A 25,948-nucleotide genomic window follows, 5' to 3' on the forward strand; every position below is an offset into this window, starting at 1 on the left:
TCGCCCGAGAGGCAGCGCGCTACCATACCGGCTGGGGCCGCGCCTGGGGCAAGCAGAAACCCAAGACCCATTATGACGTGATCATCGTCGGCGCCGGCGGGCACGGGCTGGCAACGGCCTACTACCTCGGCAAGAATTTCGGCATCCGCAACATCGCCATTCTCGAGAAGGGCTGGCTTGGCGGCGGCAATACCGGGCGCAACACCACCATCATCCGCTCGAACTACCTGCAGGATCCCTCGGCCGCGCTCTATGAAAAGGCGCGCTCTCTCTACGAGGGGTTGAGCCAGGATCTCAACTACAACGTCATGTTCTCGCCGCGCGGCGTGATGATGCTGGCCCAGACCGAGCACGAATTGCGCGGCTATCAGCGCACCGTGCATGCCAACCGCCTGCAGGGCATCGACACCGAGATGATCTCGCCGCGCGAGGTTAAGCGGCTCTGTCCGATCATGAATATCGACGGACCGCGCTACCCGGTGCTGGGGGCGCTCTGGCAGGCGCGTGGCGGCACCGCGCGCCACGATGCGGTGGCCTGGGGATATGCCCGGGCCTGTTCGGACATGGGCATGGACATCCTGCAGGGCTGCGAGGTCACCGCGGTGCGCCAGCAGGGCGGCAAGGTGAGCGGGGTCGAAACCACGCTGGGCGAGATCTCGTGCAACAAGCTCGGCATCGTGGTGGCGGGCCATTCCGGCGTGCTGGCGGAGATGGCGGGCTTCCGGCTGCCGCTCGAGAGCGTGGCGCTTCAGGCGCTGGTCAGCGAGCCGATCAAGCCCTGCATGGACGTGGTCGTCATGGCCAACACGGTGCACGGCTACATGAGCCAGTCCGACAAGGGCGAGATGGTGATCGGCGGCGGCACCGACGGCTATGTCAACTACGCGCAGCGCGGCAGCTTCCAGCATGTGGAAGAGACGGTGCGGGCGCTGGTCGAGACCTTCCCGATGATCTCGCGGCTCAAGATGCTGCGGCAATGGGCCGGCATCGTCGACGTCACCGGCGACCGCTCGCCGATCCTGTCGAAGACCCCGCTCGAGGGCTGTTTCATCAATTGCGGCTGGGGCACCGGCGGGTTCAAGGCGATCCCGGGCTCGGGCTGGGGCTTTGCCGAGCTGATGGCCAAGGGGCACTCACCGCTCACCGAGGCCTTCGGCCTCGAGCGATTCCGCGAGGGCCGGTTCATCGACGAGAGCGTGGCGGCGGGGGTGGCTCATTGACCGCCCCGCGCGATCCACTCTGCGGTGCGTTACTTGCCGACCATCGCCCGCTTCATGCGGAACGGCGCGGGAGCGGCGAGGCCTGCCAGCCCGGCCAGCGCGCCGTGGCCGTCATTGCAGGGCGGGTGCCAGCTGTGAATGAACTCGGCGGCGATCATCGCCCGGTCCTCGGGGCGCGCCAGCGCCAGCCCGCCGATGGCGTCGAAGCCAAGCGCCTCGGCGCGCTCCCAGGGGCCACCGGGGCGGCGGTCCTGCGCCAGCTGCGCGTCGAGCGCGCAGGTCTCGCCGACATAGAACACCTGCACCTGCCGCGACCGCCCTTCTGGCAGCTTCAGGAACAGATAGACGGCGCCGGTGTCGGTGAAGGCGGTGTCCGGAGAGAAAAGCTCGACCGGGTAGTCCCGGCCACGATGGCTCGTGAGTGTAAGAGTGGTCAGCCTGCTCATGGGTTTGCCCGTTTTTGTTGCCTCGGGACCAATCTAGGCGGCCTTTGGGAAAACAACGTGATCCCGCCCCGGATCGCGCCGCTCTGCCGTCAAAAACCGCGGGTTTGCACGGGATTTGTGCAGCCGCTGCGCGAACGGGCGGAAGATGCGGCGCAAACCGGACGGAACATGCGGCCCCGCGCCGGCGTTCCTCTGGCATCCAGACGCTTGGCCAGTCTCTTGGCCGGTCTCTTGGGAGGAGCGCCCGCATGTCAGATCACCCCGCCCCGGGCCGGACGCCCGGCCGTAAGCTCGCCCCGGTTCTCTTCGCCGTCGTGGTCTCGGTGGTGCTCGCCGTGCTGCTCTACACCCTGCTCGCCCCCGGCGCGACCGGATCGCCGGGCCTCGGCGTCCGCGTCCCGGTCCCGACCGAAGGCGGCGCCTCGGCGCTCGACAACGCCGCCAATGCGCTGGAAAATCTCGACAACCGCTAGGGCAGGGCGCATGGCGCCGCTGCGTCCCCGCGGTGCCGCACAAGGAGCCCTGCCATGCTGATCCTTCATTGCCCGTGCTGCGGCGTCGATGCCGCCGAGATCGAGCTTGCCCCCGGTGGCGAGGCGCATCTCAAACGCGAGGGCCCCGGCAGCTCCGACGCGGCGCTCGAAACCTATCTCTTCACCCGCGACAACCCACGCGGCGTCGTGCTGGAACGCTGGCGCCACGCCTATGGCTGCGGCAAGTGGTTCCTCGCCGCCCGCGACAGCGTCACCATGGAAGTCTACGGCACCTATGCCGCCCAGACCCACGCACCGCCGCAGGAGATCGTCGACCGCATCACCGCCCGCCACCCCGGCTGTACTTGGGCGCTGTGTTGTTTCTTCGGGGGTAATATTGGGGGGGGGGGCGCGCGCCCCGGGGCGGGTGGGGGAAGACCGCCCCCGCCCCCGCTCGCAACATCTCGGGAGCTTGGGCATGAGCACGCGTCTCGCCACGGGCGGCCGCTTCACCGATCGCGGCAAACAGATCGGATTTACTTTCAACGGCCGCCGCCTCACCGGCTTCGAGGGCGACACGCTGGCCTCGGCCCTGCTCGCCAGTGACCAGCTTCTGGTCGGTCGCAGCTTCAAGTATCACCGCCCGCGCGGCATCGTCGCCTCCGGCGCCGAAGAGCCCAACGCGCTGGTGGGGCTGGGGCAGGGGGCCCGCTTCGAACCGGACCAGCGCGCCACCACCACCGAGCTCTTCGACGGGCTGGTGGCCGAGAGCCAGAACCACTGGCCGAGCCTCGCCTTCGACGTCGGCGCGCTCAACGCCAAACTCGCGCGCTTCCTGCCGGCGGGGTTCTACTACAAGACCTTCCTCTGGCCGCGGGCGTTCTGGAAGCATCTCTACGAGCCGGTGATCCGGCAATCCGCCGGTCTCGGCAAGGCGCCGCACCCCGAGGTGCGCGACGCCGACCGCTACGAGCATTTCCACGTCCACACCGACCTGCTGGTGCTCGGCGGCGGCGTCGCGGGCCTGCAGGCGGCGAAGGCCGCCGCGCGCGCAGGCGCCAGGGTGCTGCTGCTCGAGCAGACCGCCCATTGGGGCGGTCGGGCGCCGGTCGACGGCGGAACCATCGAGGGGCTGGAGCCCGAAGCCTGGGTGGCGCAGACCGTCGGCGAGCTCGAGGCGATGGACAATGTCCGCCTGCGGCTGCGCTGCATGGGCGCGGGGGTCTACGATCACGGCTACGCGCTGGGCTACGAGCGCGTGACCGATCACAAGCCCGGCGCGAAGGGGCCGCGGCACCGGCTCTGGCGCATCCGTGCAAGGCAGATCCTCACCGCCACCGGCGCCATAGAGCGCCCGTTGAGCTTTGCCGGCAACGACGTGCCCGGCGTGATGCTGGCCTCGGCCATGCGCGATTACGTGGTCAATTACGGTGTCGCCCCCGGCGACCGCACCGTGGTGGTCACCAACAACGACGACGCCTACCGCACCGCGATCCTGCTCAAGAAGAGCGGCCTCGACGTGCCGGTCATCCTCGACGCCCGCCCGATGGGCGGTGGCGCGCTGATGCAGGAGGCCCGCGATCTCGGCATCCGGGTGGAGCCCGCGCGCGGCATCTCCAAGGTGCTGGGCGGCGCCCGCGTCACCGGCGTGGCGATCTGCGATCAGGCCGGCGGCGGGTCGATGCTGGAAGAGATCGAGTGCGACGCGGTGGCCATGTCCGGCGGCTGGTCGCCGGTGGTGCATCTGTGGTCCCATTGCGGCGGCAAGCTGTCATGGGACGAGGCCGGCGCCTTCTTCCGCCCCGATCCCGACCGCGCGCCGACCGGCGCCGACGGACAGTCCTTCGTCAGCGTCGCCGGGGCCGCCAACGGCGCGCTCGCGCTTGGCGAGACGCTGGCCGATGCCGAGAAGGCCGGGCAAGCGGCCGCCGAGGCGCTGGGCCTCGCGTCCGTGCCCGCCGAGGCGCCGCGCGCCGAGGCCACCGAAGAGAGCCCGCTGCTGCCGGTCTGGCTGATGCCGCAGGGCGCCCGCGCCGATCTGCGCATGAAGGCCTTTCTCGACTACCAGAACGACGTAAAGGTCTCCGACATCCAGCTCGCCGCCCGCGAGGGCTATGAGAGCGTCGAGCACGCCAAGCGCTATACCACGCTCGGCATGGCCACCGATCAGGGCAAGCTCAGCAACATCAACGGTCTGGCGATCCTGTCGGATGCGCTCGGCGCGCCGATCCCGCAGACCGGCACCACCACCTTCCGTCCGCCCTACACGCCGATCAGCTTCGGCGCCATCGCCGGCGAGGCGCGTGATGCGGTGTTCCAACCGCTGCGCCGCACCCCGATGCAGGACTGGCACGAGGCCAGCAACGCGGCGTGGGAGATCGTCGGCCAGTGGCGCCGGCCCTATTGTTACCCGCGCCCCGGCGAGAGCCGCCGCGCCGCGGTCAACCGCGAGATCACCGCCACCCGCGAGAGCCTCGGCCTGCTCGACGCCTCGACGCTGGGCAAGATCCTCGTCAAGGGCCCCGATGCCGGCCGCTTCCTCGACATGATGTACACCAACATGATGTCGACCCTGCCGGTGGGCAAATGCCGCTACGGGCTGATGTGCAACGAGAACGGCTTCCTGATGGATGACGGCGTCGTGGTGCGGCTCTCCGAGGACAGCTGGCTTTGCCACACCACCTCCGGCGGCGCCGATCACGTCCATGCCCACATGGAAGACTGGCTGCAATGCGAGTGGTGGGACTGGAAGGTCTACACCGCCAATCTCACCGAGCAATACGCGCAGATCGCCGTGGTCGGCCCCAATGCCCGCAAGCTTCTGGAAAAGCTGGGCGGCATGGATGTCTCGAAGGAGGCGCTGCCGTTCATGACCTGGGCCGAGGGTACGCTGGCCGATACCCCGGCGCGGGTCTACCGCATCTCCTTCTCGGGCGAGCTCTCCTACGAGATCGCGGTGCCTGCCAATCGTGGCCGCGCCTTCTGGGGCAAGCTGCTCGAGGCCGGGGCGGAGTGGAACATCACCCCTTACGGCACCGAGGCGTTGCACGTGATGCGGGCCGAGAAGGGCTTCATCATGATCGGCGACGAGAGCGACGGCACGGTGATCCCGCAGGATCTTGGCCTGCATTGGGCGATCTCGAAGAAGAAAGAGGACTTCCTCGGCAAGCGCGCGCAAGAGCGCCTCGACATGGCGCGCGACGACCGCTGGCAGCTCGTGGGTCTCGAGACGCTCGACGGCTCGGTGCTGCCCGATGGTGCCTATGCCATCGCGCCGGGCAAGAACGCCAACGGCCAGCGCAATACCGAAGGTCGCGTGACCTCGACCTACTATTCGCCGACGCTCGACAAGGGCATCGCCATGGGGCTGGTCAGACACGGGCCCGACCGCATGGGCGAGGTGATCTCCTTCACCGCCGAGGCGCAGGACGAAACCCGCGACGAGCTCACCACCGTCGAGGCGAGGATCGTGAGCCCGGTGTTCTTTGATCCGAAAGGGGAGAAACAGGATGTCTGATGTGATGGCACCGATGGCGGGCGCGCGCTCCGACGGGCTGATCTCGGTCGAGGCGCTGCCGCCGCAGGGCCAGATCTCCCTGCGCTGCGAGCTCTCCGACGACTACCGCGCGAAGCTCGGGGAGTTGCTCGGGCTCGGCTTTCCCGAGCCGCTCTCGGCAACCCGCGAGGGCGACCGGGCGCTGCTCTGGATGGCGCCGGACGAGTTGCTGCTGCTGCTGCCCTACGAGCAGGTGCCGGAGATGCTGACGCGGCTCAACGCCACGTTCGAAGGCTGGTTCATCGCCATCACCGATGTCTCCGACGCCCGTGCCCAGTTCCGTCTGAGCGGCCCGCATCTGCGCGACGTGCTCTCCAAGGTGACCCCCGCCGACATGTCGCCGGACGCCTTCACCCCGGGCATGGTGCGGCGCTCCCGGCTGGCGCAGGTGGCGGCGGGCTACTGGCTGCAAAGCGAGACCGAGGCACAAATTTTCGTGTTCCGCTCGGTGGCTGACTATGCCTTCCGGGTGCTGACGCTCGGCGCAGAGCCCGGCGGAGAGGTTCTGTACCACGACGCCTGACCGATTTCGGAACATGCAGCGCCATCGCACGTTTAAACCATGACACTCCTTGACCTCACTGAGAGTGGGTCTAGGAATGGTATACAAATTCACTCGGACCAAGAGGGTAACACCATGGCTTTCGAACTTCCCGATCTTCCCTACGCACACGACGCGCTTGCCTCCAAGGGCATGTCCAAGGAGACGCTGGAGTACCACCACGACCTGCACCACAACGCCTACGTCACCATGCTGAACAAGCTGATCGACGGCACCGAATGGGCGGACAAGTCGCTGGAAGAGATCGTCAAGGGCACCTATGAGGCCGGCGCCGTGGCGCAGTCGGGCCTGTTCAACAACGCCTCGCAGCACTGGAACCACACCCAGTTCTGGGAAATGATGGGCGCCGGCGACAACGCCATGCCGTCGGAGCTCGAAGCGGCCCTGAAAGAGAGCTTCGGCTCGGTCGAGAAGTTCAAGGAAGACTTCTCGGCAGCCGGTGCCGGCCAGTTCGGCTCGGGCTGGGCGTGGCTGGTCAAGGACGCCGATGGCGGCCTGAAGATCACCAAGACCGAGAACGGCGTGAACCCGCTGTGCTTCGGCCAGACCGCGCTGCTCGGCTGCGACGTGTGGGAGCACTCCTACTACATCGACTTCCGCAACAAGCGCCCGGCCTACCTGGCCAACTTCCTCGACAACCTGGTGAACTGGGAAAACGTCGCCTCGCGCATGTGATCGCGACCGACCTGTTCCTGACAGGACGAAGCCCCGCGCAGCGCGCGGGGCTTTTTTCGTGGCAGGGGGACGGTATCGACTGAACGCAGGTCAGGCCTGCATCCGGAGCCCGGTCGCAGGCTGTCGGGCTGCCGGGAGGCAATGCCGCTGGCGCAACGCCCTACACAGCGAAGCCCAGGGCCTCAGCGAGCCGAGCGGACGGGCGATTTGCCGTCGGTCTCGTGAAGGAGCACGCCCCGAACCTGTCCGGCAAACGGTGCGCCAGTCGTGGACCTGCGCCCGCCGCGGCCCGCCCGGCGTTCGAATCTCCCCCGAAAGGTTCTGCTTGGTCCAGGCGAGAGGCGGGCAAGGGGGCCGCCCTTATCGCCGCAATCCGTCCCGGGCCGCCCGCGCGCGCCCCGAACCTGCCCCGAACCTGTCTCAGGAGCGAGACAGGTGGGCCCCGCGCAGCGCTTGCCCCCGCTGACAGGCGCGCAAGGCCCGCGCATCCTGATCTCATCCCCGGGCGGAGGACCCGGACAGACAGGAGGACAGCCATGAACGTCATGACCCAGACCGAGGGCAAATACGCATCGCCCTTCAAGGCCCGCTACGACAACTTTATCGGCGGCAAGTTCGTTGCCCCGGTGAGCGGCCGCTATTTCGACAACGTCACCCCGATCACCGGCGCCAAGGTGTGCGAGGTCGCGCGCTCCGACGCCGCCGATGTCGAGCTGGCGCTCGATGCCGCTCACGCCGCAAAGGACGCCTGGGGCCACACCTCGGCTGCCGAGCGCTCGAACATCCTGCTCAAGATCGCCGACCGCCTCGAGGAGAACCTCGACATCCTCGCCCAGGCCGAGACCTGGGACAACGGCAAGCCGATCCGCGAGACCACCGCTGCCGACATCCCGCTCTCGATCGACCATTTCCGCTACTTCGCAGGCGTGCTGCGCAGCCAGGAAGGCTCGATGTCCGAGATCGACGCCGACACCGTCGCCTATCACTTCCACGAGCCGCTGGGCGTGGTCGGCCAGATCATCCCGTGGAACTTCTCGATCCTGATGGCGGCGTGGAAACTCGCCCCGGCGCTCGCTGCGGGCAACTGCATCGTGCTCAAGCCGGCCGAGCAGACCCCGGCTGCGATCCTGGTGCTGGTCGAGCTGATCGCCGACCTGCTGCCCGCCGGCGTGCTCAACGTGGTCAACGGCTTCGGTGCCGAGGTCGGCGGTCCGCTGGCCGAAAGCAACCGCATCGCCAAGATCGCCTTCACCGGCTCGACCGAGACCGGCCGCATCATCATGAAGGCCGCGACCAAGAACCTGATCCCGGTGACGCTGGAGCTTGGCGGCAAGTCGCCCAACATCTTCTTCTCCGACGTCATGGCCGAGGACGACGCCTTCCTCGACAAGGCGGTCGAGGGCTTCGTGCTCTTCGCCTTCAACCAGGGCGAGGTCTGCACCTGCCCGAGCCGCGCGCTGGTCCAGGAAGACATCTACGAGGCCTTCATCGAGAAGTGCATCGCCCGCGTGAAGGCGATCAAGCAGGGCGACCCGCGCGACATGGAGACCATGGTCGGCGCGCAGGCCAGCTCCGAGCAGCAGGACAAGATCATGTCCTACTTCACCATCGGCCGCGAAGAGGGCGCCGAGGTGCTGGTCGGCGGTGATGCGGCGCGGCTCGATGGCGATCTGTCGAACGGCTACTACATCCAGCCGACCATCCTGAAGGGCCACAACAAGATGCGGGTCTTCCAGGAAGAGATCTTCGGCCCGGTGGTCTCGGTCACCACCTTCAAGGACGAGGAAGAGGCGCTCGCCATCGCCAACGACACCATGTACGGCCTCGGCGCCGGCGTGTGGACCCGCGATGCCAACCGCTGCTACCGCTTCGGCCGCAAGATCGAAGCCGGCCGCGTCTGGGTGAACAATTACCACGCCTACCCGGCCCACGCGGCCTTCGGCGGCTACAAGCAGTCCGGCATCGGGCGCGAGACTCACAAGATGATGCTGGATCACTACCAGCAGACCAAGAACATCCTGATGAGCTACAACCCCAACAAGCTGGGCTTCTTCTAAAGCTCCTCCTGCCCGTGACGTGTGCTCCTTGCGACTCATGCAGGCGTCACGGGCAACTCCTGCCGGCGCGGCCTCCCGCAGCGCCGGTAGCCTTGGCGGTGCCTTTACCCTCTCCCTCCGAAGGCACCGCCGGTTTTTTCCCGCGCCCGGCTCTCAGACCTAGGTCGCATCTCCCGCTCCAATCCGCCCTGCTAGTCTGCGCCCCATGCGGGCGCTTTTGCTTTTCCTGACCCTGAGTCTTGTCTCCCTTTTCCCGCGCCCCGGCGCGGCGGAGCCGCTCGACCGTGCGGCGATGGAGGAATTCGTCTACGCTCCCTACGTGCTGGGCGAGCCGCTCGGCGAGAAGGGCGTGTGGGAGCTGCTCAACTCCGGTGGCGGGCTCGCCGGCTACGCCTTCGAGACCGAGCTGATGGCGCCGCTGCCGGGCTTTTCCGGGGCGCCGATCAACATCTTCGTCATGCTCGATCTCGACGGCCAGTTCCTCGACGTGCGGCTGATTGATCACAATGAGCCGATCTTCGTCTCGGGGCTCGGCGAGGCGCCGCTGCGCGGCTTTCTCGAGCAATATTCCGGCCACGCGATCTCCGAGACCATGGTGGTCGGCACCGCCTATGGCTCCGGCGGCGACGGCTCGGCGCTGGTCTATCTCGACGGCGTCACCAAGGCCACGGCGAGCGTGCGCATCGCGCATGAGAGCATCATGGCCGCCGCCCGCGAGGTGGCGCGCGAGCGCATGGCCGGCATCAGCTCCGGCCCGCCGGCGCATCCCGATCCCGCCCATGACGAGGCGCTCGACTGGGCGGCGTTGGTCGCGCAGAGCATCGCCACGCACAAGCGCGTCAGCAATGCCGAGGTCGACGCGCTCTTCGCCGGCACGGTCTGGGCCGATGACGACCCCGAGGCGACCGAGGATTCCGAAGGGGCCTATCTCGATCTCTGGGTGGTCGATCTCGGTCCGCCCGCCATCGCCCGCGCGGCGCTTGCCCCCGACACGCTCGAAGAGCTGCAGCGCTTCCTCGCGATCTCGCCCGACGAGGAGCCGATCCTGCTGATCGAGACCGGACGGCACGGGCTGGTCTCGCCCGACTTCGTGCGCAACACCGCGCCCGACTGGCTTTCGGCCGAGCAGGACGGGCTGCCCATCGCGCTGCGCGACGCCGATCTCTTTGTCGAGCTGGCCGAGGGCGTCCCCGAGGGCACCGCGATGATCCTGCGCACCGACCGGCGTCTGGGCTTCGACCCGGCGCGCGAGTGGACCCTCAAGGTCGCGGCGGTGCGTGCGCATGGCATGTTCCAGCCCGAGATCGGCCGCCGCGATCTCGAGCTCACCCACGTCACCCCCGAGCGCTTCTTCCTGCGCCCGGGCGCGGTCGAGACCCTGCCGCCCTGGCGCGAGGCGATCCTCAACCGGCAGGCCGATCTGATCGCGCTCTGCGTCTTCCTCATCCTGCTGCTTCTGGCGGTCGGTCCGGCGCAGAACCGGCTGGCAGGAATGCGGTTCTTCACGCCGGTCCGGCTCGGTATCCTCGCGGTGATGACAGGCTTCATCGGCTTCTGGGGGCAGGGGCAGCTCTCCATCGTGACGCCGCTTGGCGTGTTGCGCACGGCGCTCGACGGCGGCAGCTTCGCCTTCCTGCTCTACGACCCGTTCTCGCTGCTGGTCTGGGCGGCGGCCATCGCGGGTTTCATCCTCTGGGGGCGCGGGTTCTTCTGTGGGTGGCTCTGCCCGTTCGGCGCGTTGCAGGAGTTTGCCGCCCATCTCGGCCGCCTGCTGCGCCTGCCGCAGATCGAGCCGAACGCGCGCTGGGACAGGCGGCTCAAGGGGCTGAAATACGTGGTGCTGGCGGGGATGGTGGCGACGGTCTTCGTGGCGCCGGGCGAGATCGACACGGTGGCCGAGATCGAGCCCTTCAAGACCGCGATCACCACGCATTTCCAGCGCGCATGGCCCTATGTCGCCTGGGCGGTCGGGTTGACCCTGCTGAGCGCGGTGCTGTTCAAGGGCTTCTGCCGCTACCTCTGTCCGCTCGGGGCGCTGATGGCGATCGGTGGCCTGCTGCGCGGGCGCGACTGGATCGCGCGGCGCAGCGAATGCGGCTCGCCCTGCCAGCTCTGCCGGGTGCGCTGCCGTTACGGGGCCATCGAGAAGAGCGGCAAGATCGATTATTCGGAGTGCTTCCAGTGCCTTGACTGCGTGAAGATCCATGACGACCCGGCGCAATGCGTGCCGCTGGTACTGGCGCAGAGAGCGCGCAAGCGTCCGATAACCCCTGGCCCGGAGGTGCCTGCCGAATGAGCCTGACCCGACGCCGCTTCCTCACCATCTCCGCCGCCTTCGCCGCCGGTCCGGCCGCGGCGCTGGCCCCCGCGCGCTGGCGCGGCGTGGCGCTCGGGGCGGAGGCCGAGATCACCTTGCACGGGCAAGGCGCCGAGGAGGCGCTTGCCGCGGCGTTGGAGCAAATCCGCGAGATCGAGGCGCGGTTCAGCCTCTACGATCCCGCCTCTGAGCTGTCGCGTCTAAATCACACGGGCCATCTTCACGCCTCGGCGGAGTTTCACGCGCTGATGCGCCTCGCCGACCGGGTGCATCACGCGACCGGCGGGGCGTTCGATCCAAGCGTGCAGCCGCTCTGGCAGGCGCTGGCTTTCGGGGGAGACGTGGCGGCAGCGCGCGCGCGTGTCGGCTGGGAGAGGATCTCGCAGACCGAAGGCCGCATCGCGCTGTCAGAGGGGCAGGCGCTGACCTTCAACGGCATCGCGCAGGGCTTCGCGACCGATGCCGTGGCCGAGCTGCTCGCGGCGCGCGGCTTCGGGCAGGCGCTGGTCAATATCGGCGAGTTCCGCGCCCTTGGTGGGCCGTGGCGGCTGGGGCTCTCGGACCCGGAGCACGGCTCGCCTGGCACCCGCACGCTGAACACCGGCGCGGTCGCGACCTCGAGCCCGGCGGCGCTGCGGCTGGGGGAGACAACCCACATCCTCGATCCGCGCGGGGCAGGGGGTGCGCTCTGGTCGACGGTGAGCGTCGAGGCGGAGAGCGCGGCGCTGGCCGATGCGCTCTCGACCGCCGGCTGCCTGCTCTCTTCGGAGGAGCTGCGGCAGGCGGCACAGACGCTAGGCGGGGTGCGCCGCATCACGCTGGTCACGCAAGAGGGCGATCTGCGCAGCCTGTCGGTCTAGCGCGGCGCTCCCAGTAGGGCGCGAGCCGGCAGGCCGCCGCACTCAGTCGCCGATGCCCAGCCGCTTCATCCGGCGGTAGAGCGTTGCGCGGCCGATGCCGAGATCGCGGGCCGCCTTGCTGACATTGCCGTCGGCGCGGGTCAGGGCGCGGATCACCGCCGCGCGCTCGGCGCGCTCGAAGCCCGAGGGGCCATCCTCGCGGCCGAAGAGATCCGCCGCCGGGCGCGGCTTCAGCGCGCCCCGGCTCTCGAGCTGGAAGGCGCGCCGCGCGCCGCGGGTCGCGCCCACCACGAGGTCGTCGCCATCCACCGCCAGCAGCACCGCCGTTTCGCCGTCGTCGCTGTCGCCCACGAGGATGCGGGCATCGGGGAAAGAGGCGCGGAAATAATCGGCCTCGATGCTGCGCGCGGTCTGCGCCACGGTGGCGGCGATCAACCGGTTGAAGCCCTCGGTCTGGTCGGCCCGCGCCGAGGAGACGTCAAGCGCCGCGACGATGCGCCCGTCGGGGCCGAAGATCGGCGCGTCCATGCAGCTCATGCCGATGTTGCGGGCGAGGAAGTGGTCGCCGCGATGGATCGTCACCCGGCGCGCCTCGGCGAGGCAGGTGCCGATGCCATTGGTGCCCTCGGCGGCCTCGCTCCAGTCGGCGCCCGGCCACAGGCCCCAATCCTCGAAGGCCCCGGCATCGGCCTCGGAGCAGCGCTGGTCGAGCACCAGCCCCTCGCTGTCGGTCAGCAGCACGCCGCAGCCCGAGCTTGCCACCAGCCCGAAGAGCTGGTCGAGCTTCGGCGCCGCCACCAGCAGAAAGCGGTCGAGCACCGCGCGGCGATGCGCGAGGCTGCGATCCTCGAGCCGGCGCGTGCCCCGGCGGGTGGCCGGGTCGAGCCCGTGATGCTGCATCGAGCGCCGCCACGAGGCGGCGAGGGACGACATGGCGGCAGCTCTGTCTGAAGAGACGGTCCTGAAGACGCGGTCGATGTGGTCTGCCACGGGGGTCATCACGGCTCTCCTGTCACGCGGAAGTGCGGGGGTCGCCGGAGCCTATCGCGCGGACGGCGCCGCGCGATATGCGACCATCGGAGGAGGGTGCACCGGGCCGCGCGGGCCGCAAACGATCTGAGCACTCAGGCGCGACGGCGCTTGGTCGGGGAAGCGTCAGGCTTTACAAGGGCCTGTATCCAAGTTCTTGTGGCCATGATCCACAAGACAGCATCACGGGCGGACCGATCCCATGGCCATCACGGCAAGCATCCACCACCTGACCCATTACAAGTACGACCGTCCCGTCACGCTCGGGCCGCAGCTCATCCGGCTGCGACCGGCGCCGCATTCGCGCACACGGGTGATCTCGCACTCGCTGAAGGTCGGCCCCGAGGGGCATTTCGTGAACCACCAGCAGGATCCTTACGGCAACTGGCTGTCGCGCTACGTGTTTCCCGAGCCGGTGACCGAATTCAAGATCGAGGTCGATCTCGTTGCCGACATGACGGTCTACAACCCGTTCGACTTCTTCGTCGATGAAGAGGCGCAGGAATGGCCCTTCGAGTATCCGGAGGAGTTCCGCAACGATCTGCGCATCTATTCCCGCCCCGACGAGGTCGGCCCGCATCTCGCGGCCTACATGCAGAGCATTCCGCGCGATCCGGTCAACACGGTCAATTTCCTCGTCGACATCAACGCCAAGCTCGAGAAGCACATCGACTATATCGTGCGCATGGAGCCCGGGGTGCAGACACCTGAGGAGACGCTGCAGCACAAGCGCGGCTCGTGCCGGGACACATCGTGGCTCTTGGTGCAGATCCTGCGCAATCTCGGGTTCGCGGCGCGGTTCTGCTCGGGCTACCTGATCCAGCTGAAGCCCGACCTGCAGGCGCTCGACGGCCCCTCGGGCACGGATCACGATTTCACCGACCTGCACGCCTGGTGCGAGGTGTTCCTGCCCGGCGCCGGCTGGATCGGGCTCGACCCGACCTCGGGGCTGCTGACGGGCGAAAGCCACATCCCGCTGGCCGCGACCCCGCATTACCGCAACGCCGCCCCGATCACCGGCGGCTTCTCGGCGGCGGGCAGCCCGCATGTGAGCTTCGATTTTGACATGCAGGTCACCCGCGTGTCCGAGCATCCGCGCATCACGAAGCCGTTCTCGGAGGAGGCGTGGCAGGCGCTCGACGCGCTGGGCAAGAAGGTCGACGCCACCATCGCCGAGCAGGACATGCGTCTCACCATGGGCGGCGAGCCGACCTTCGTCAGCATCGACGATTTCGAGAGCGCCGAGTGGAACACCGCCGCCGTCGGCCCGACCAAGCGCGACCGCGCGGATACGCTGATCCGCCGCCTGCGCCAGCGCTTCGCGCCGGGCGGCTTCCTGCATTACGGGCAGGGCAAGTGGTATCCCGGCGAGACTCTGCCGCGCTGGACCTTCTCGCTCTACTGGCGCCGCGACGGACTGCCGATCTGGAAGAACGCCGACCTGGTCGCCAAGGAAACCGCCAAGGGCGCCAATGCCGAGCAGGCCGACCAGTTCATGTCGGCCTTTGCCGAGAATCTCGGGCTCGAGGCCGATTACGTGCACCCGACCTTCGAGGATCCCGTGGAGTGGATCCTCAAGGAGGCGGACCTGCCCGCCAACGTTACCCCCGAGGACAGCAAGCTCAAGGATCCCGAGACCCGCGCCCGCATCGCCAAGGTGTTCTCGCGCGGGCTCGAGACGCCGGCGGGCTACGTGCTGCCGATCCAGCGCTGGCAGTCCAAGGCCCGGCCCGCGACGCGCTGGCGCTCGGAGCACTGGAAGACGCGGCGCGGCCAGCTCTTCCTGATCCCAGGCGACAGCCCGGTGGGCTTCCGCCTGCCGCTGGGCGCGCTGCCCTATATCGCGCCCTCGGCCTACCCGTATGTCTATCCCACCGACCCCTCGGTGCCGGTCAGCCCGCTGCCCGATTTCCATGCCGAGCGCGAGGAGCAGCGCAAGGCGTTGATGGACGAGCTCGAGCGGATCGCCAGGGAAGAGGCGCAGATCGCCGAGGAAGAGGCCGCGCTCCTGCCCGAGGTCACCCCGGGCCACGAGCAGCCGGTCTCCGAGGCGCGCGACGCCGGGCGGCGGCAGAAGATCATGGAACAGGGCGTCGATCCCGAGGGCGGGCAGGTGCGCACCGCCATCGCCATCGAGCCGCGCGACGGGCGTCTGTGTCTGTTCATGCCGCCGGTCGAGGCGCTGGAGGATTACCTCGAGCTGCTGGCCACCGCGGAAGAGACCGCCGAAGAGCTCGGCCTGCCCATTCATATCGAGGGCTACACCCCACCGCATGACAGCCGGATGAACGTCATCCGCGTGGCGCCTGATCCCGGCGTCATCGAGGTCAATATCCATCCCGCGCACAGCTGGGAGGATTGCAAGGAGATCACCGAGGCCGTCTACGAGGAGGCCCGCCAGAGCCGCCTCGGGGCCGACAAGTTCATGATCGACGGCAAGCACACCGGCACCGGCGGCGGCAACCACGTGGTCGTCGGTGGCGAGACGACGCTCGACAGCCCGTTCCTGCGCCGCCCCGACCTGATGCGCTCGCTGATCCTCTACTGGCTGCAGCATCCCTCGCTGAGCTACCTGTTCTCGGGCCTCTTCATCGGCCCGACCTCGCAGGCTCCGCGCATCGACGAGGCCCGCCATGACAGCCTCTACGAGCTGGAAATCGCGCTGTCGCATTTCCCCGGCCCGGAAGAGGGCGAGCCGCCGCAACCCTGGCTCACCGACCGGCTGCTGCGCAACATGCTGATCGACGTCACCGGCAACACCCACCGGGCCGAGATCTGCATCGACAAGCTGTTCTCGCCCGACGGGCCGACCGGGCGCCTCGGCCTCGTCGAGTTCCGCGGCTTCGAGATGCCGCCCGACGCCAAGATGAGCCTTGCCCAGCAGGTGCTGATCCGCGGCCTTCTGGCGCGCTTCTGGAAGGCGCCGGTGCAGGGCCGCCCGGTGCGCTGGGGCACCACGCTGCACGATCGCTTCATGCTGCCCTATTTTGTCTGGGAGGATTTCCTCGAGGTGCTGCGCGACCTCAAGGGCCACGGCTTCGAGTTCCGCTCGGAGTGGTACGAGGCGCAGAAGGAGTTCCGCTTCCCCTTCGCCGGCGAGGTCGAGTACGAGGGCGTCCACCTTCAGCTCAACCAGGCGCTCGAGCCCTGGCACGTGCTGGGCGAGCGTGGCGCCATCGGCGGCACCGTGCGCTACACCGACAGCTCGGTCGAGCGGATGCAGGTGCAGCTCACCGCGATGGACCCGGACCGCTACATCGTTACCTGCAACAAGCGGCCGGTGCCGCTGGCGGGGACCAAGGCGAGCGGCGTAAAGGTCGGCGGCGTGCGCTTCAAGGCGTGGCAGCCGGCGGAGGCGCTGCACCCAACGCTGCCGGTCAACGCGCCGCTGGTGTTCGACATCTTTGACACCTGGACGGGCCGGGCGCTGGGCGGCTGCACCTACCACGTGGCGCATCCGGGCGGGCGCAACTACGACACCTTCCCGGTCAACACCAACGAGGCCGACGCGCGCCGTCTTGCGCGATTCGAGAAGATGGGCCATACCCCCGGCTCCTATTGGCCGGCACCCGAGCATCCGCATCCCGAGTTCCCGATGACGCTCGATCTGCGCCGGATGCCCGGCCTCTGAGCATCGTGCAGGATGGGGTGACCTCCATGGCGCCGGACCAGATGACCCGGTTCCTTTCCGGCTACGCCCCGATCGAGGGCGTGGCCGACGAACTGAAGCGCCCGGATGGCTCGATGCGTCCGGTGTGGACGCCGTTGATGCGTCATCTTTCCGGTCAGAGCGCCGAGACGCTGGCGCGCTCCTTTGCCCGCGGCGATCAGTACCTGCACGACACCGGCGTCTATTTCCGCCAGCATACCGGCACCGGCTCGACGGTGCGCGACTGGCCGCTGAGCCACGTGCCGGTGGTCATCGCCGAGGCCGAATGGGCGGCGCTGGCCGATGGCATCGCGCAGCGCGCCGAGCTGCTCGAGCGCGTGATGGCCGATCTCTACGGCCCCGGCGATCTGGTGCGCGACGGTTTCCTGCCCGCCGATCTGGTGGCGCAGAACCCGGAATGGCTGCGCCCGGTGGTGGGGATGAAACCGCGCTCGGGGCATTTCCTGCATTTCCTTGCCTTCGAGCTCGGGCGTTCGCCCGATGGCAGCTGGTTCGTGCTGGGCGACCGCACGCAGGCGCCGTCGGGGGCGGGCTTTGCGCTGGAAAACCGCATGGCCTCGACGCGGATCTTCCACGACCTGTTCCAGAAGACCAATATCGAGCGCCTTGCCGGCTTCTTCCGCAGCTTCCGCGACGCGATGAACGGGCTGCGCGGCGACAGCGACGGCCGGGTCGGCATCCTGACCCCGGGCCAGCACACCGACACCTATTACGAACACGCCTATATCGCCCGCTACCTCGGCTTCTCGCTGCTCGAATGCGAGGATCTCAAGGTGCAGGATGGCCGCCTCGCGGTGCGCACCATCAACGGCCCCGAGCCGGTCAGCGTGCTCTGGCGCCGCCTCGACTCGCGCTTCGCCGATCCGCTCGAGCTCGACGAGACCTCGGCGCTGGGCACGCCCGGCATGGTCGCGGCGCTGCGCGCGGGGGCGATGGACATGGTCAACTGCCTGGGGTCCGGCGTGCTCGAGAGCCGGGCGCTGATGGCCTTCCTGCCGCGCATCGCCCGCCACCTGATGGGCGCGCCGCTGCGCCTGCCCAACATAGCCACCTGGTGGTGCGGCCAGCCCAACGAGCGGGCCTATGTGCAGGCCAATCTCGAGCGCATGATGATCGGCTCGGCGCAATCGACCAAGCTGCCCTTCGACATCGAGGCCAACACCGCGGTCGGCGGCAAGTTTCCCTGCGGCGCCGACGAGACCGTCTCGGAGTGGATCGACCGCGAGGGCGCGCAGCTGGTGGGGCAGGAGGCGGTGACGCTCTCGACCACGCCGGCGATGATCGACGGCAAGCTTGTGCCGCGCCCGATGGTGGTGCGGGTGTTTGCCGCCCGCACGCCGCACGGCTGGGCGGTGATGCCCGGCGGCTATGCAAGGATCGGGCGCAGCGGCGACCCCACCGCGCTGGGGATGCAGGCCGGCGGCTCGGTGGCGGATGTGTGGATCATGGCCGACCAGCCGGTGGTGCAGGACACGCTCACCAGCCGTGACAGCGGCGCGTTCCTGCGCCGTCTGCCGGGGCTGCTGCCGGCTCGGGCGGCGGACAACCTCTACTGGCTCGGGCGCTATGTCGAACGCGCCGAGGGCGGCGTGCGGGTGCTGCGCGCCTACCACCTGCGGCTCGAGGAATACGGCCGTCGCACCGTGCCGCTGGTCGACAGCCTCGGCAAGTTCCTCGAGAGCTACGGCTTCGACACCGACGACGCGGTCCCCGATGCGCTGTTGCAGCATCTCGAGGCGGCGCTGACCTGCGCCAGCAAGGTGCGCGACCGCTTCTCGAACGACGGCTGGAACGCGCTCAACGACCTTTCCGACAGCGCCCGCGAGCTGTCCGAGCGTGTGACCCCCGGCGACGACGCCGCCCGCGCGATGAGCGTGCTGCTGCGCAAGACCGCGGGCTTCTCGGGCCTGGTGCACGAAAACATGTTCCGCTTCCTCGGCTGGCGCTTCCTGTCGATCGGCCGGGCGCTGGAGCGCGCCGACCACATGGCCTCGGTGCTGGCGAGCTTCGCCGCGGGCAACGGGCAAAGTCTTGCCGGAGGGCTCGATGCCACGGTCGAGATCGGCGACAGCGTGATGACCCACCGACGGCGCTACTCGGTGGAGACCAGCCGCGACACGGTGATCGACATGCTGGCGCTCGACCGCGACAACCCGCGCTCGATCCTGTTCCAGATCGACCGGGTGCGCGAGGAAGAAAGCAAGCTGGCCGAGCTGTCCGGCGCCCACGGCATGGGCGAGGCCGGGCGCAAGATCCTGATGCTGCAGACCGCGATGGCTGTGGCCACGCCCGAACAGATCACCGCGCGGCGCCTGTCGCGCACCCGCCGCGAGCTTGCGGCGATCTCGGAAGCGCTGACCGCGCAGTACCTGAGCTGATGCCCATGAGCCAGACATACGACATCACGCTGCGCATCGCCTACGAATACGAGAGCCCGGCGGCGGCGAGCCGCACGCTGCTGCGGATGTTGCCGCGCACCCTGCCGGATCAGCAGCTGCTTTACGGCGTGGTGACCACCGATCCCGCCCCGGATCACCGCATCGACGATCTCGATTTCTTCGGCAATCCCTGCACCGAACTGGCGCATGAGCGGCGGCTGACCGAGATCGACTTCCTGTTCAGAGGGCGGGTGCTGCGCCACGAGCCGCCGCGCGGCCTCGACCTCTCCTGCGCGCTCGAGGACGTGCCGCGCGAGGTGGCGCAGATCCAGAGCATCGCGCCGGAAAGCCCGCACCATTTCCTCGGCGCCTCGCCGCGGCTGCGCCCCGAGCCCGAGATCGCCGATTTCGTGCGCGACTGCGTCTCGCCGGGCCAGTCGGTGCTGGCGGCGGTCGACGCGGTGAGCGCAGCGCTGCACGAGGCGTTCTCCTTCGATCCCGGCGCCACCGAGGTCACCACCACGCCGATCGAGGCGTTCCGCGCGAAACGCGGCGTCTGTCAGGACATCAGCCACGTGATGATCACCGGGCTGCGCGCCATCGGCATCCCGGCGGGCTATGTCTCGGGCTTCCTGCGGACCATTCCGCCCAAGGGGCAGAAGCGGCTCGAGGGCGCCGACGCCATGCACGCCTGGGTGCGGGCGTGGTGCGGCGCCGAGGCGGGCTGGGTCGCGTTCGATCCCACCAACGCCATCCGGGCCGGGAGCGATCACGTCACCGTGGCCTTCGGGCGCGACTATTCCGACGTGGCGCCGGTCAAGGGCTCGCTGCGGTCCTCGGGCTCGCACAAGACCACCCATCACGTCGACGTGGTGCCGGTCTGACCGTCTTTACCATTGCGAAAGCCGTCGTCGGCTAAGCTGCCGCCGCCATGTCTCCGGAAGCCGGTCGGGCAGGGCTGGACGATGGCATGACGCCAAGGCCAAGGCGGTAGAGCGGTAGGGCAGTAGGGCGTATATGAGACGGATCGACGAGAAACTGGCCAAGATCACCGCGGGCGACTACAGCCGGCGCGATTTTCTCATCACCTTCGCCAAGGATGCCGACCTGCTGCGCGGCTGTTCCGCCACCGGGATCGACGCGCAGGGGCGGCCGCGCCCGCTCGCCGCCTACCGGGCCGACGTCAAGCGGGTGATCGAGAGCGATCTCGCCGATATCGTCCTGACTTCGCTCTCCACCGCCGAGATGCTGGCGGAAACCGGGGTCTATGCCCGCTCGACCGCGACGCCCGCGGTGCGGCTCAACGATCCTACCGATACCTGGCGGGTGCGGGGCGGGGCCTACCCGGCCTATCCGGCGCTGCCGTTCCGCTCGTCGCGGCTCGACGCGGTCAAGCCGGTGGCGAATCTCGGGCTTTACGGCATGACCTTCTACAACGATCCGGTGCAGGATCATGCCACGATCACCGCCTATTCCGAATTCCGCGACATCGCCAGCAAGGTGGGCATCCGGCATTTCCTCCAGCTCTCCGATCCGAGGATGCGGATCGACACCGGCGATGCGGATTACGCCGCCTTTCGCAACGATATCCTGATCCGGAGCCTCGCCGGCATCGCCCGGCGCGAACGCCCCACCTTCATCGAGACCGAGTATCACGGCCCCGCCGCGACCGAGGAGCTTGCCAGCTGGCATCCGTCGCGCATCGTCATCGGCATCACCGGCTGCCCCAACGGCACGACCCGCGACTGCCTCGAACGGCTGGCGCAGGCGGAACGCTATGGTGCCCGGCTGGCAAGCTTCAGCCGTGAAAGCTTTCATTGCGAGGATCCGGTGCTGATGCTGGTCGCCATGCGCCGGGTGATCCGCGACGGTCTGTCCTCGTTCGAGGCGGTGCGCGCCTATCACGACGATCTGCGGGAGGCCGGGCTCAAGCCCAACCGACCGCTGCAGGATGATGCGGAATTGACCTCGCCGTTGCTCAAGGCTCACGCCGCGCAGGCTGCCTGACCGCTTTGGCCTTTTCGCCGCCGCCGCCCCGGTGCATGACGGTCGGGCAAGAGGTGACGAAGGGCAGGCATTGGAACAGACAGCGGCTTTCTGGATCGCGGCAGGGGCGGCGACGTTCTTTGTCGGCATGTCGAAGGGCGGGCTGCCCATGGTGGCGATGCTGGGGGTGCCGATCCTGTCGGTCTTCATCCCGCCCGCCGCCGCCGCAGGGCTGCTGCTGCCGATGTACATCCTCGCGGATATCTACGCGGTCTGGCTGTTCCGCGGCCATTACTCGGCGCGCAACCTCAAAATTCTGATCCCTGCTGCCGCCATCGGCATCTTCGTGGCCTTCCTGCTGATCTCGCGCGTGCCGGTGGAGGCCACCAAACTTGTCGTGGCGCTGATCGGGCTCGGCTACCTTGGCGATGCGCTGCGCAAGCGGCTGGCGGGGGATTTCGCCGCCCGCCCGGCGGATGTGCCGCGCGGGGTGTTCTGGGGCGCCCTGGCGGGCTTCACCAGCTATATCAGCCATGCCGGCGGCCCGCCGTTCCAGGCCTATACCCTGCCGCAGAAGATGCCCAAGATGACCTTTGCGGGCACCGCCACCATCACCTTCGCCTGCATCAACTGGATGAAGCTGCCGCCCTACATCCTCGCCGGGCAGGTCACGTGGGAGAGCCTCAAGCAGGTCGCCGTGCTGGCGCCGGTGGCGCTTTTTGGCGCGTGGTCGGGCTATCGGGTGACCCGCTGGATGCCCGAGCGGGCCTTCTTCGTTCTGATCAACGTGGCGCTGGGGCTGCTCTGCCTGAAGCTGCTGGTCGAGGTTGGGCAGGCGTGGTGGCCCTGAGGCGCAACGCGGCCCGGCCTTGAACCGCGGCCGCGCGGGCGATACCTCTCGCCGCAGAAGGAGGCCCGCCGATGACAACGCCCGACTGGATCGCCGCCGAACTCAGGCAGAGTTGCCTGCGGATCTGGCAGATGGCCGCGGATCACACCGTGCTGGCTCAGACCGAGTGCATCGCAGAGGGCGGTGAGGATCTGTCCCGCACCCTCGGCCACGCGCTGCCCGGCCTCGCCCCGAACACGCCGGTGGTGATCAGCGGGGCCGCGACGCTGCCCTTCGCGGCCGTCCCCTGCGCCCCGCCGAAGCTTGCTGAGGCGCAGCGCGATGGCGCTCTGCACCGCCTTCCCGGCATCGCACAGCAGCGCCCGGTGGATGCGCTGCACGGCGAGGAAACCCGGGTGGCCGGCTTTCTCGCGCTCAACCCGCGCTTCGACGGGGTGATCTGCCTGCCCGGGCCGCAGAGCCGTTGGGTGCATGTGAGCGCCGGCGAGATCGTCAGCTTCCGCAGTTTCCTGACCGGCACGCTCTTCGAGCTGCTGGGCGCGCCCGAGGCGCTTGGCGCCGACGCGCCCGGCGGGTTCGACGAAGAGGTGCTGCTGCAGGCGGCGGATCAGGCGATGGGCCGGCCTGCGAACTTCGCCGGGGAACTCGCGGTGATCCGGGCCGAGCGCCAACTCAGCGGTCTTGGCGAAACCCGGGCCGCGTCGCGCGCCATGGGGCTTCTGCTCGGTATGGAGCTTGCCGCGGCCAAGCCTTACTGGCTGGGTCAGAGCGTGGCCATCGTGGCCGAGGGCAATACCGCGCAGCCCTACCGGCTGGCGCTCGAGGCGCAGGCGGTGCCGGTGGTGGTGGCCGACGGGGCGCGCATGGCGCTCGAGGGGCTGAAGGCGGCGCGCAAGGCCTGAGCCCATGGCGGCGGCGCGCGTCTGGCGCTAGGCTGGGCGCAACACCAAGGAGACGCAAGATGTCGGACGAGGCCGAGATCCGCCCCGGAGAGACCACTGTCGATCTGCCGCCCGCGGGCGATGCGCAGCTGCGCTTCATCGGGCGCATCCGCACCCCGTTCCTGACCCGCGACGACTGCCCGCGGCAGGGCGATCCCGAGGGCCCGGACTGCCGCGTCGAGCTCGACCCGCGGCTCGAGCCGGCGCTGGCCGGGGTCGAGGGCAAGGAGTGGCTCGAGCTTCTCTACTGGCTTGACCGCTCGCGCCGCGATCTGCTGACCCAGCGCCCGCGCGGCAGCGATGGGCTGCGCGGCACCTTCAGCCTGCGCTCGCCGCAACGCCCGAACCCGATCGGCACCTCGGTGGTGCGGCTGGTGCGCCGCGAGGGGCCGGTGCTGGTGGTGCGCGGGCTCGACTGTCTCGACGGCACGCCGCTGCTCGACCTCAAGCCCGCGCGCTGCGATCAGGGCGTGAAGATGCGGGCCAAGAGCGAGTCCGAAAAGTGATTTTGGTTTCGCCTCTTTTTCGGGCGTTTGTGAAAATTGTGCCCTTACGGCGCGCATCCGGGCCGGGTGCCGCCATCGCTTCGGGCGGTGACGCGGGGCGCTTGCTTGCCCTTCCCGCAGGGTCTGCCAAGGGTGCCTGCCGCAGGAGGGCCGCGCCATACCATATGATCAACCGGATATGACCGCGCCCGCCGCCATCGCCGCGCAGCGCGCCAAGGGCAAGGCCCGGCTCGGCGCCCGGCTGCGCAACGGTCGCTCGGTGATCTCCGACCTGCACATGTCCGGAAGCTCCAAGCTGCTGTTTCCGCGCGCGAAAGACGCGCTGCAGGCGGTTTATCTCAACAGTTCGGGCGGGGTGACCGGGGGCGATGCCTTCGATGTCGAGGCCCGCGCCGAGGCCGGCTCCCACCTCGTGATGACCACGCAGGCCGCCGAGCGCGTCTACCGCGCGCTGCCTGCCGAGACCGGCCGGGTCGAGACCCGGCTGACGCTGGCGCCCGGTGCGCGGCTCGACTGGCTGCCGCAGGAGACCATCCTCTTCGAGGGCGGGGCGCTCGACCGGCGGCTGAGCATCGAGATGGCGGCAGATGCAAGGCTCACCGCCTGCGAAGCGCTGGTTTTCGGGCGCCATGCCATGGGCGAGGTGCTGCACGACCTGCGCCTGCGCGACCGCATCGACCTGCGCATCGATGGCCATCTGGCCTTTGCCGACCGGCTGCACCTGAGCGGCGACGCGGCGCGGACGCTGTCGCATCCGGCGATTGCCGATGGTGCCGGGGCCGTGGCCACCGTGATCCACGCCGCGCCCGGCGCAGCGACCCTGCGCGATGCGCTGCGCGAGATGCTGCCGGAGACGGCGGGGGTCTCGGCGCTTTCCGAGGAACTTCTGGTGATCCGTCTGGTTTCCGTTGACGGCTACACCCTGCGGGGCCACCTTGCCCCTGTCCTGCGTCGCCTGAGCGGCGCCGAACTTCCACGACCCTGGATGATCTGACCCATGCAATTGACCCCCCGCGAAAAGGACAAGCTGCTTGTCGCAATGGCCGCCGAGGTGGCGCGCAAACGCCTCTCCCGTGGCGTGAAGCTGAACTACCCCGAGGCGGTGGCGCTGATCACCGACGCGGTGGTCGAAGGCGCCCGCGACGGCCGCTCCGTGGCCGAGATGATGGAGGCCGGCGCGCAGGTCATCACCGCCGAGCAATGCATGGACGGCATCCCCGAGATGATCCACGAAGTGCAGGTCGAGGCCACTTTTCCCGACGGCACCAAGCTGGTCACCGTCCACAACCCGATCCGCTGATCTCCCCTCAGAAGGACATCCGATGAAATACGCTCTTCCTCTCGCCCTCTTCGCCGGCCCGGCGCTGGCGCATGGCGCTGACGCCCCGCACCTGCACCCGCATGACGGCGCCTCGTGGCTGATCGTCGTGGCGCTGCTCGGCGTCGTTGCGGTGGGCGCCCCCCTGGCGCTGGCGCGCCTGCGGAGCCGCACATGATCCCGGGCGAGCTGTTTCCCGCCGAGGGCGAGATCACCCTCAACGCCGATCGCGAGGCGATCACGCTGATGGTGGCGAATACGGGCGACCGGCCGGTGCAGGTCGGCTCGCATTACCATTTTGCCGAGACCAACCCGGCGCTCGATTTCGACCGCGAGGCCGCGCGCGGCATGCGGCTCGACATCGCCGCCGGCACTGCCGTGCGGTTCGAGCCGGGCCAGCGCCGCGAAGTGAACCTGATCCCGATCTCCGGCGCCCGGAAGATCTATGGCTTCAACCAGAAGATCATGGGAGCGCTCTGATATGTTCGACCAGATGCTGGCATGGCAGCGCAGCGCGCTGCGGGTGGCTTCGCTCGCCGCCGAGGCGCAGCAGGTGATCGCCTACCGCACACTCGGCATGGCCGGGCTGTGGTCGGTGGATCCCTCCGAGAACGTGCGCATGGTGACGGAGAAGAGCCCGGCGCTGATGCAGAGCTGGTGGGGCGCCAGCCGCGCCGCGATGGATGGCGCTGCGCCTGAGCGAGTGGTGATGGCCTGGGCCGGACCGCTCGAGCGCAAGGCGCGGTCGAACCGCAAACGGCTCGCGAAACGCGGGCCCAACATGACATTCGGACTCTAGCCGACGCATCGACCGAGGAGGATGCTTTGATGATGCCGATGCCGACCTACTGGGGATTTGCCGCCATGCAGATGGGCGTGCAAATGATGAGCCTGCAGATGCGCATGGCCCAGGCCGTCTACGAGGCCGGGGTGATGCAGCAGAAGGCCTTCTGGGGCGTGCGCCCGCCGCTGGCTTCGGTGCTGCCGCAGGTGGCGGCGATGCCCATGCCGATGCCGGTCAGCATGGGGATCTGCGGCCCGGTGGCGATTGCAGGCGGCGGTCGCCCGTCGCCGCGCCCGCGCGCCGGCCGCGCGGCCACGGCG

At 68.8% G+C, this 25,948-nt stretch carries 23 protein-coding genes and 1 pseudogene; 22 read left to right on the forward strand and 2 right to left on the reverse strand.

The genetic code is table 11. The features are described from left to right. Positions 1-1,220: sarcosine oxidase subunit beta family protein (locus AC6RA4_RS07635; protein ID WP_500158995.1), on the forward strand; the 1,220-nt coding region annotated here is incomplete at its 5' end. A gap of 29 nt (positions 1,221-1,249) precedes the next feature. Here AC6RA4_RS07635 and AC6RA4_RS07640 read toward each other — a convergent pair. After that, a complete protein-coding gene (locus AC6RA4_RS07640; RefSeq protein ID WP_500158997.1) occupies positions 1,250-1,666 on the reverse strand; it encodes a GIY-YIG nuclease family protein in 417 nt (138 codons plus the stop codon). A gap of 248 nt (positions 1,667-1,914) precedes the next feature. On the opposite strand from AC6RA4_RS07640, the gene AC6RA4_RS07645 reads away from it, so the two are divergent. The 8 genes and pseudogenes from AC6RA4_RS07645 (at position 1,915) to AC6RA4_RS07680 (ending at position 12,166) form a co-directional block, all read left to right on the forward strand. After that, complete coding sequence (locus AC6RA4_RS07645; protein WP_500158999.1) at positions 1,915-2,139, forward strand: hypothetical protein; 225 nt, start codon at positions 1,915-1,917, stop codon at positions 2,137-2,139. A 54-nt stretch (positions 2,140-2,193) separates the two neighbouring features. Then, positions 2,194-2,508 (forward strand): annotated as a pseudogene (locus tag AC6RA4_RS07650) (sarcosine oxidase subunit delta); the annotation flags it as partial. Between the two features lie 109 nt (positions 2,509-2,617). Beyond that, positions 2,618-5,656 (forward strand): sarcosine oxidase subunit alpha family protein, encoded by a 3,039-nt coding sequence (locus AC6RA4_RS07655; RefSeq protein WP_500159001.1) that lies wholly within the window; start codon positions 2,618-2,620, stop codon positions 5,654-5,656. Further along, a complete protein-coding gene (locus AC6RA4_RS07660) occupies positions 5,649-6,218 on the forward strand; it encodes a sarcosine oxidase subunit gamma (protein WP_500159003.1) in 570 nt (189 codons plus the stop codon). The genes AC6RA4_RS07655 and AC6RA4_RS07660 overlap by 8 nt, the downstream gene beginning before the upstream one ends. A 114-nt stretch (positions 6,219-6,332) precedes the next feature. After that, a complete protein-coding gene (locus AC6RA4_RS07665; protein WP_500159005.1) occupies positions 6,333-6,932 on the forward strand; it encodes a superoxide dismutase in 600 nt (199 codons plus the stop codon). Positions 6,933-7,468: 536 nt separating this feature from the next. After that, a complete protein-coding gene (gene adh, locus AC6RA4_RS07670) occupies positions 7,469-8,989 on the forward strand; it encodes an aldehyde dehydrogenase (RefSeq protein ID WP_500159007.1) in 1,521 nt (506 codons plus the stop codon). Between the two features lie 205 nt (positions 8,990-9,194). Then, the gene (locus tag AC6RA4_RS07675; RefSeq protein WP_500159009.1) at positions 9,195-11,285 is read left to right on the forward strand and encodes a 4Fe-4S binding protein; all 2,091 of its coding nucleotides are present in this window, start codon (positions 9,195-9,197) and stop codon (positions 11,283-11,285) included. After that, a complete protein-coding gene (locus AC6RA4_RS07680; RefSeq protein ID WP_500159011.1) occupies positions 11,282-12,166 on the forward strand; it encodes an FAD:protein FMN transferase in 885 nt (294 codons plus the stop codon). Before AC6RA4_RS07675 ends, AC6RA4_RS07680 begins: the two co-directional genes overlap by 4 nt. A gap of 42 nt (positions 12,167-12,208) precedes the next feature. On the opposite strand, the gene AC6RA4_RS07685 is transcribed toward AC6RA4_RS07680, so the two are convergent. Beyond that, the gene (locus AC6RA4_RS07685; RefSeq protein WP_500159013.1) at positions 12,209-13,165 is read right to left on the reverse strand and encodes a helix-turn-helix domain-containing protein; all 957 of its coding nucleotides are present in this window, start codon (positions 13,163-13,165) and stop codon (positions 12,209-12,211) included. Between the two features lie 232 nt (positions 13,166-13,397). Between AC6RA4_RS07685 and AC6RA4_RS07690 the strand changes: the two genes are divergently transcribed. From AC6RA4_RS07690 to AC6RA4_RS07750, 13 genes are all read left to right on the forward strand, one after another. Next, positions 13,398-16,826: a transglutaminase family protein gene (locus tag AC6RA4_RS07690; RefSeq protein WP_500159015.1), complete on the forward strand. Its 3,429-nt coding sequence runs from the start codon at positions 13,398-13,400 to the stop codon at positions 16,824-16,826. 26 nt (positions 16,827-16,852) lie between these two features. Further along, the gene (locus AC6RA4_RS07695) at positions 16,853-19,243 is read left to right on the forward strand and encodes a circularly permuted type 2 ATP-grasp protein (protein WP_500159017.1); all 2,391 of its coding nucleotides are present in this window, start codon (positions 16,853-16,855) and stop codon (positions 19,241-19,243) included. A 5-nt stretch (positions 19,244-19,248) separates the two neighbouring features. Then, the gene (locus AC6RA4_RS07700) at positions 19,249-20,127 is read left to right on the forward strand and encodes a transglutaminase family protein (protein WP_500159019.1); all 879 of its coding nucleotides are present in this window, start codon (positions 19,249-19,251) and stop codon (positions 20,125-20,127) included. 133 nt (positions 20,128-20,260) lie between these two features. Continuing rightward, complete coding sequence (locus AC6RA4_RS07705; RefSeq protein ID WP_500159021.1) at positions 20,261-21,250, forward strand: hypothetical protein; 990 nt, start codon at positions 20,261-20,263, stop codon at positions 21,248-21,250. Positions 21,251-21,320: 70 nt separating this feature from the next. Further along, positions 21,321-22,079, forward strand: a complete 759-nt coding sequence (locus AC6RA4_RS07710) for a sulfite exporter TauE/SafE family protein (protein WP_500159023.1) — start codon at positions 21,321-21,323, stop codon at positions 22,077-22,079. A 71-nt stretch (positions 22,080-22,150) separates the two neighbouring features. Beyond that, positions 22,151-22,981 (forward strand): 2-dehydro-3-deoxygalactonokinase, encoded by an 831-nt coding sequence (locus tag AC6RA4_RS07715; protein WP_500159025.1) that lies wholly within the window; start codon positions 22,151-22,153, stop codon positions 22,979-22,981. Positions 22,982-23,040: 59 nt separating this feature from the next. Beyond that, positions 23,041-23,526: a tRNA (N6-threonylcarbamoyladenosine(37)-N6)-methyltransferase TrmO gene (tsaA, locus tag AC6RA4_RS07720; protein ID WP_500159027.1), complete on the forward strand. Its 486-nt coding sequence runs from the start codon at positions 23,041-23,043 to the stop codon at positions 23,524-23,526. Positions 23,527-23,704: 178 nt separating this feature from the next. Continuing rightward, complete coding sequence (locus AC6RA4_RS07725; RefSeq protein ID WP_500159029.1) at positions 23,705-24,520, forward strand: urease accessory protein UreD; 816 nt, start codon at positions 23,705-23,707, stop codon at positions 24,518-24,520. 3 nt (positions 24,521-24,523) lie between these two features. Further along, positions 24,524-24,826 (forward strand): urease subunit gamma, encoded by a 303-nt coding sequence (locus tag AC6RA4_RS07730; RefSeq protein WP_500159031.1) that lies wholly within the window; start codon positions 24,524-24,526, stop codon positions 24,824-24,826. Positions 24,827-24,848: 22 nt separating this feature from the next. Continuing rightward, positions 24,849-25,022: a hypothetical protein gene (locus tag AC6RA4_RS07735; RefSeq protein WP_500159033.1), complete on the forward strand. Its 174-nt coding sequence runs from the start codon at positions 24,849-24,851 to the stop codon at positions 25,020-25,022. Continuing rightward, positions 25,019-25,324 carry an urease subunit beta gene (locus AC6RA4_RS07740; protein ID WP_500159035.1) on the forward strand — a complete coding sequence of 102 codons (306 nt, stop codon included), beginning with the start codon at positions 25,019-25,021 and terminating at the stop codon, positions 25,322-25,324. The genes AC6RA4_RS07735 and AC6RA4_RS07740 overlap by 4 nt, the downstream gene beginning before the upstream one ends. Before the next feature lies 1 nt (position 25,325). Next, complete coding sequence (locus tag AC6RA4_RS07745; protein ID WP_500159037.1) at positions 25,326-25,643, forward strand: antifreeze protein; 318 nt, start codon at positions 25,326-25,328, stop codon at positions 25,641-25,643. A 29-nt stretch (positions 25,644-25,672) separates the two neighbouring features. Beyond that, positions 25,673-25,948: hypothetical protein (locus AC6RA4_RS07750; protein WP_500159039.1), on the forward strand; the 276-nt coding region annotated here is incomplete at its 3' end.

The sequence above is a fragment of the Salipiger sp. genome (genome assembly GCF_059781815.1).

What these genes read in the sequence shown, in the direction of transcription:
- AC6RA4_RS07640 (WP_500158997.1), bottom strand. Translation starts at nt 1,666, where the DNA reads ATGAGCAGGCTGACCACTCTTACACTCACGAGCCATCGTGGCCGGGAC.
- AC6RA4_RS07645 (WP_500158999.1), top strand. Translation starts at nt 1,915, where the DNA reads ATGTCAGATCACCCCGCCCCGGGCCGGACGCCCGGCCGTAAGCTCGCC.
- AC6RA4_RS07655 (WP_500159001.1), top strand. Translation starts at nt 2,618, where the DNA reads ATGAGCACGCGTCTCGCCACGGGCGGCCGCTTCACCGATCGCGGCAAA.
- AC6RA4_RS07660 (WP_500159003.1), top strand. Translation starts at nt 5,649, where the DNA reads ATGTCTGATGTGATGGCACCGATGGCGGGCGCGCGCTCCGACGGGCTG.
- AC6RA4_RS07665 (WP_500159005.1), top strand. Translation starts at nt 6,333, where the DNA reads ATGGCTTTCGAACTTCCCGATCTTCCCTACGCACACGACGCGCTTGCC.
- adh (WP_500159007.1), top strand. Translation starts at nt 7,469, where the DNA reads ATGAACGTCATGACCCAGACCGAGGGCAAATACGCATCGCCCTTCAAG.
- AC6RA4_RS07675 (WP_500159009.1), top strand. Translation starts at nt 9,195, where the DNA reads ATGCGGGCGCTTTTGCTTTTCCTGACCCTGAGTCTTGTCTCCCTTTTC.
- AC6RA4_RS07680 (WP_500159011.1), top strand. Translation starts at nt 11,282, where the DNA reads ATGAGCCTGACCCGACGCCGCTTCCTCACCATCTCCGCCGCCTTCGCC.
- AC6RA4_RS07685 (WP_500159013.1), bottom strand. Translation starts at nt 13,165, where the DNA reads ATGACCCCCGTGGCAGACCACATCGACCGCGTCTTCAGGACCGTCTCT.
- AC6RA4_RS07690 (WP_500159015.1), top strand. Translation starts at nt 13,398, where the DNA reads ATGGCCATCACGGCAAGCATCCACCACCTGACCCATTACAAGTACGAC.
- AC6RA4_RS07695 (WP_500159017.1), top strand. Translation starts at nt 16,853, where the DNA reads ATGGCGCCGGACCAGATGACCCGGTTCCTTTCCGGCTACGCCCCGATC.
- AC6RA4_RS07700 (WP_500159019.1), top strand. Translation starts at nt 19,249, where the DNA reads ATGAGCCAGACATACGACATCACGCTGCGCATCGCCTACGAATACGAG.
- AC6RA4_RS07705 (WP_500159021.1), top strand. Translation starts at nt 20,261, where the DNA reads ATGAGACGGATCGACGAGAAACTGGCCAAGATCACCGCGGGCGACTAC.
- AC6RA4_RS07715 (WP_500159025.1), top strand. Translation starts at nt 22,151, where the DNA reads ATGACAACGCCCGACTGGATCGCCGCCGAACTCAGGCAGAGTTGCCTG.
- tsaA (WP_500159027.1), top strand. Translation starts at nt 23,041, where the DNA reads ATGTCGGACGAGGCCGAGATCCGCCCCGGAGAGACCACTGTCGATCTG.
- AC6RA4_RS07725 (WP_500159029.1), top strand. Translation starts at nt 23,705, where the DNA reads ATGACCGCGCCCGCCGCCATCGCCGCGCAGCGCGCCAAGGGCAAGGCC.
- AC6RA4_RS07730 (WP_500159031.1), top strand. Translation starts at nt 24,524, where the DNA reads ATGCAATTGACCCCCCGCGAAAAGGACAAGCTGCTTGTCGCAATGGCC.
- AC6RA4_RS07735 (WP_500159033.1), top strand. Translation starts at nt 24,849, where the DNA reads ATGAAATACGCTCTTCCTCTCGCCCTCTTCGCCGGCCCGGCGCTGGCG.
- AC6RA4_RS07740 (WP_500159035.1), top strand. Translation starts at nt 25,019, where the DNA reads ATGATCCCGGGCGAGCTGTTTCCCGCCGAGGGCGAGATCACCCTCAAC.
- AC6RA4_RS07745 (WP_500159037.1), top strand. Translation starts at nt 25,326, where the DNA reads ATGTTCGACCAGATGCTGGCATGGCAGCGCAGCGCGCTGCGGGTGGCT.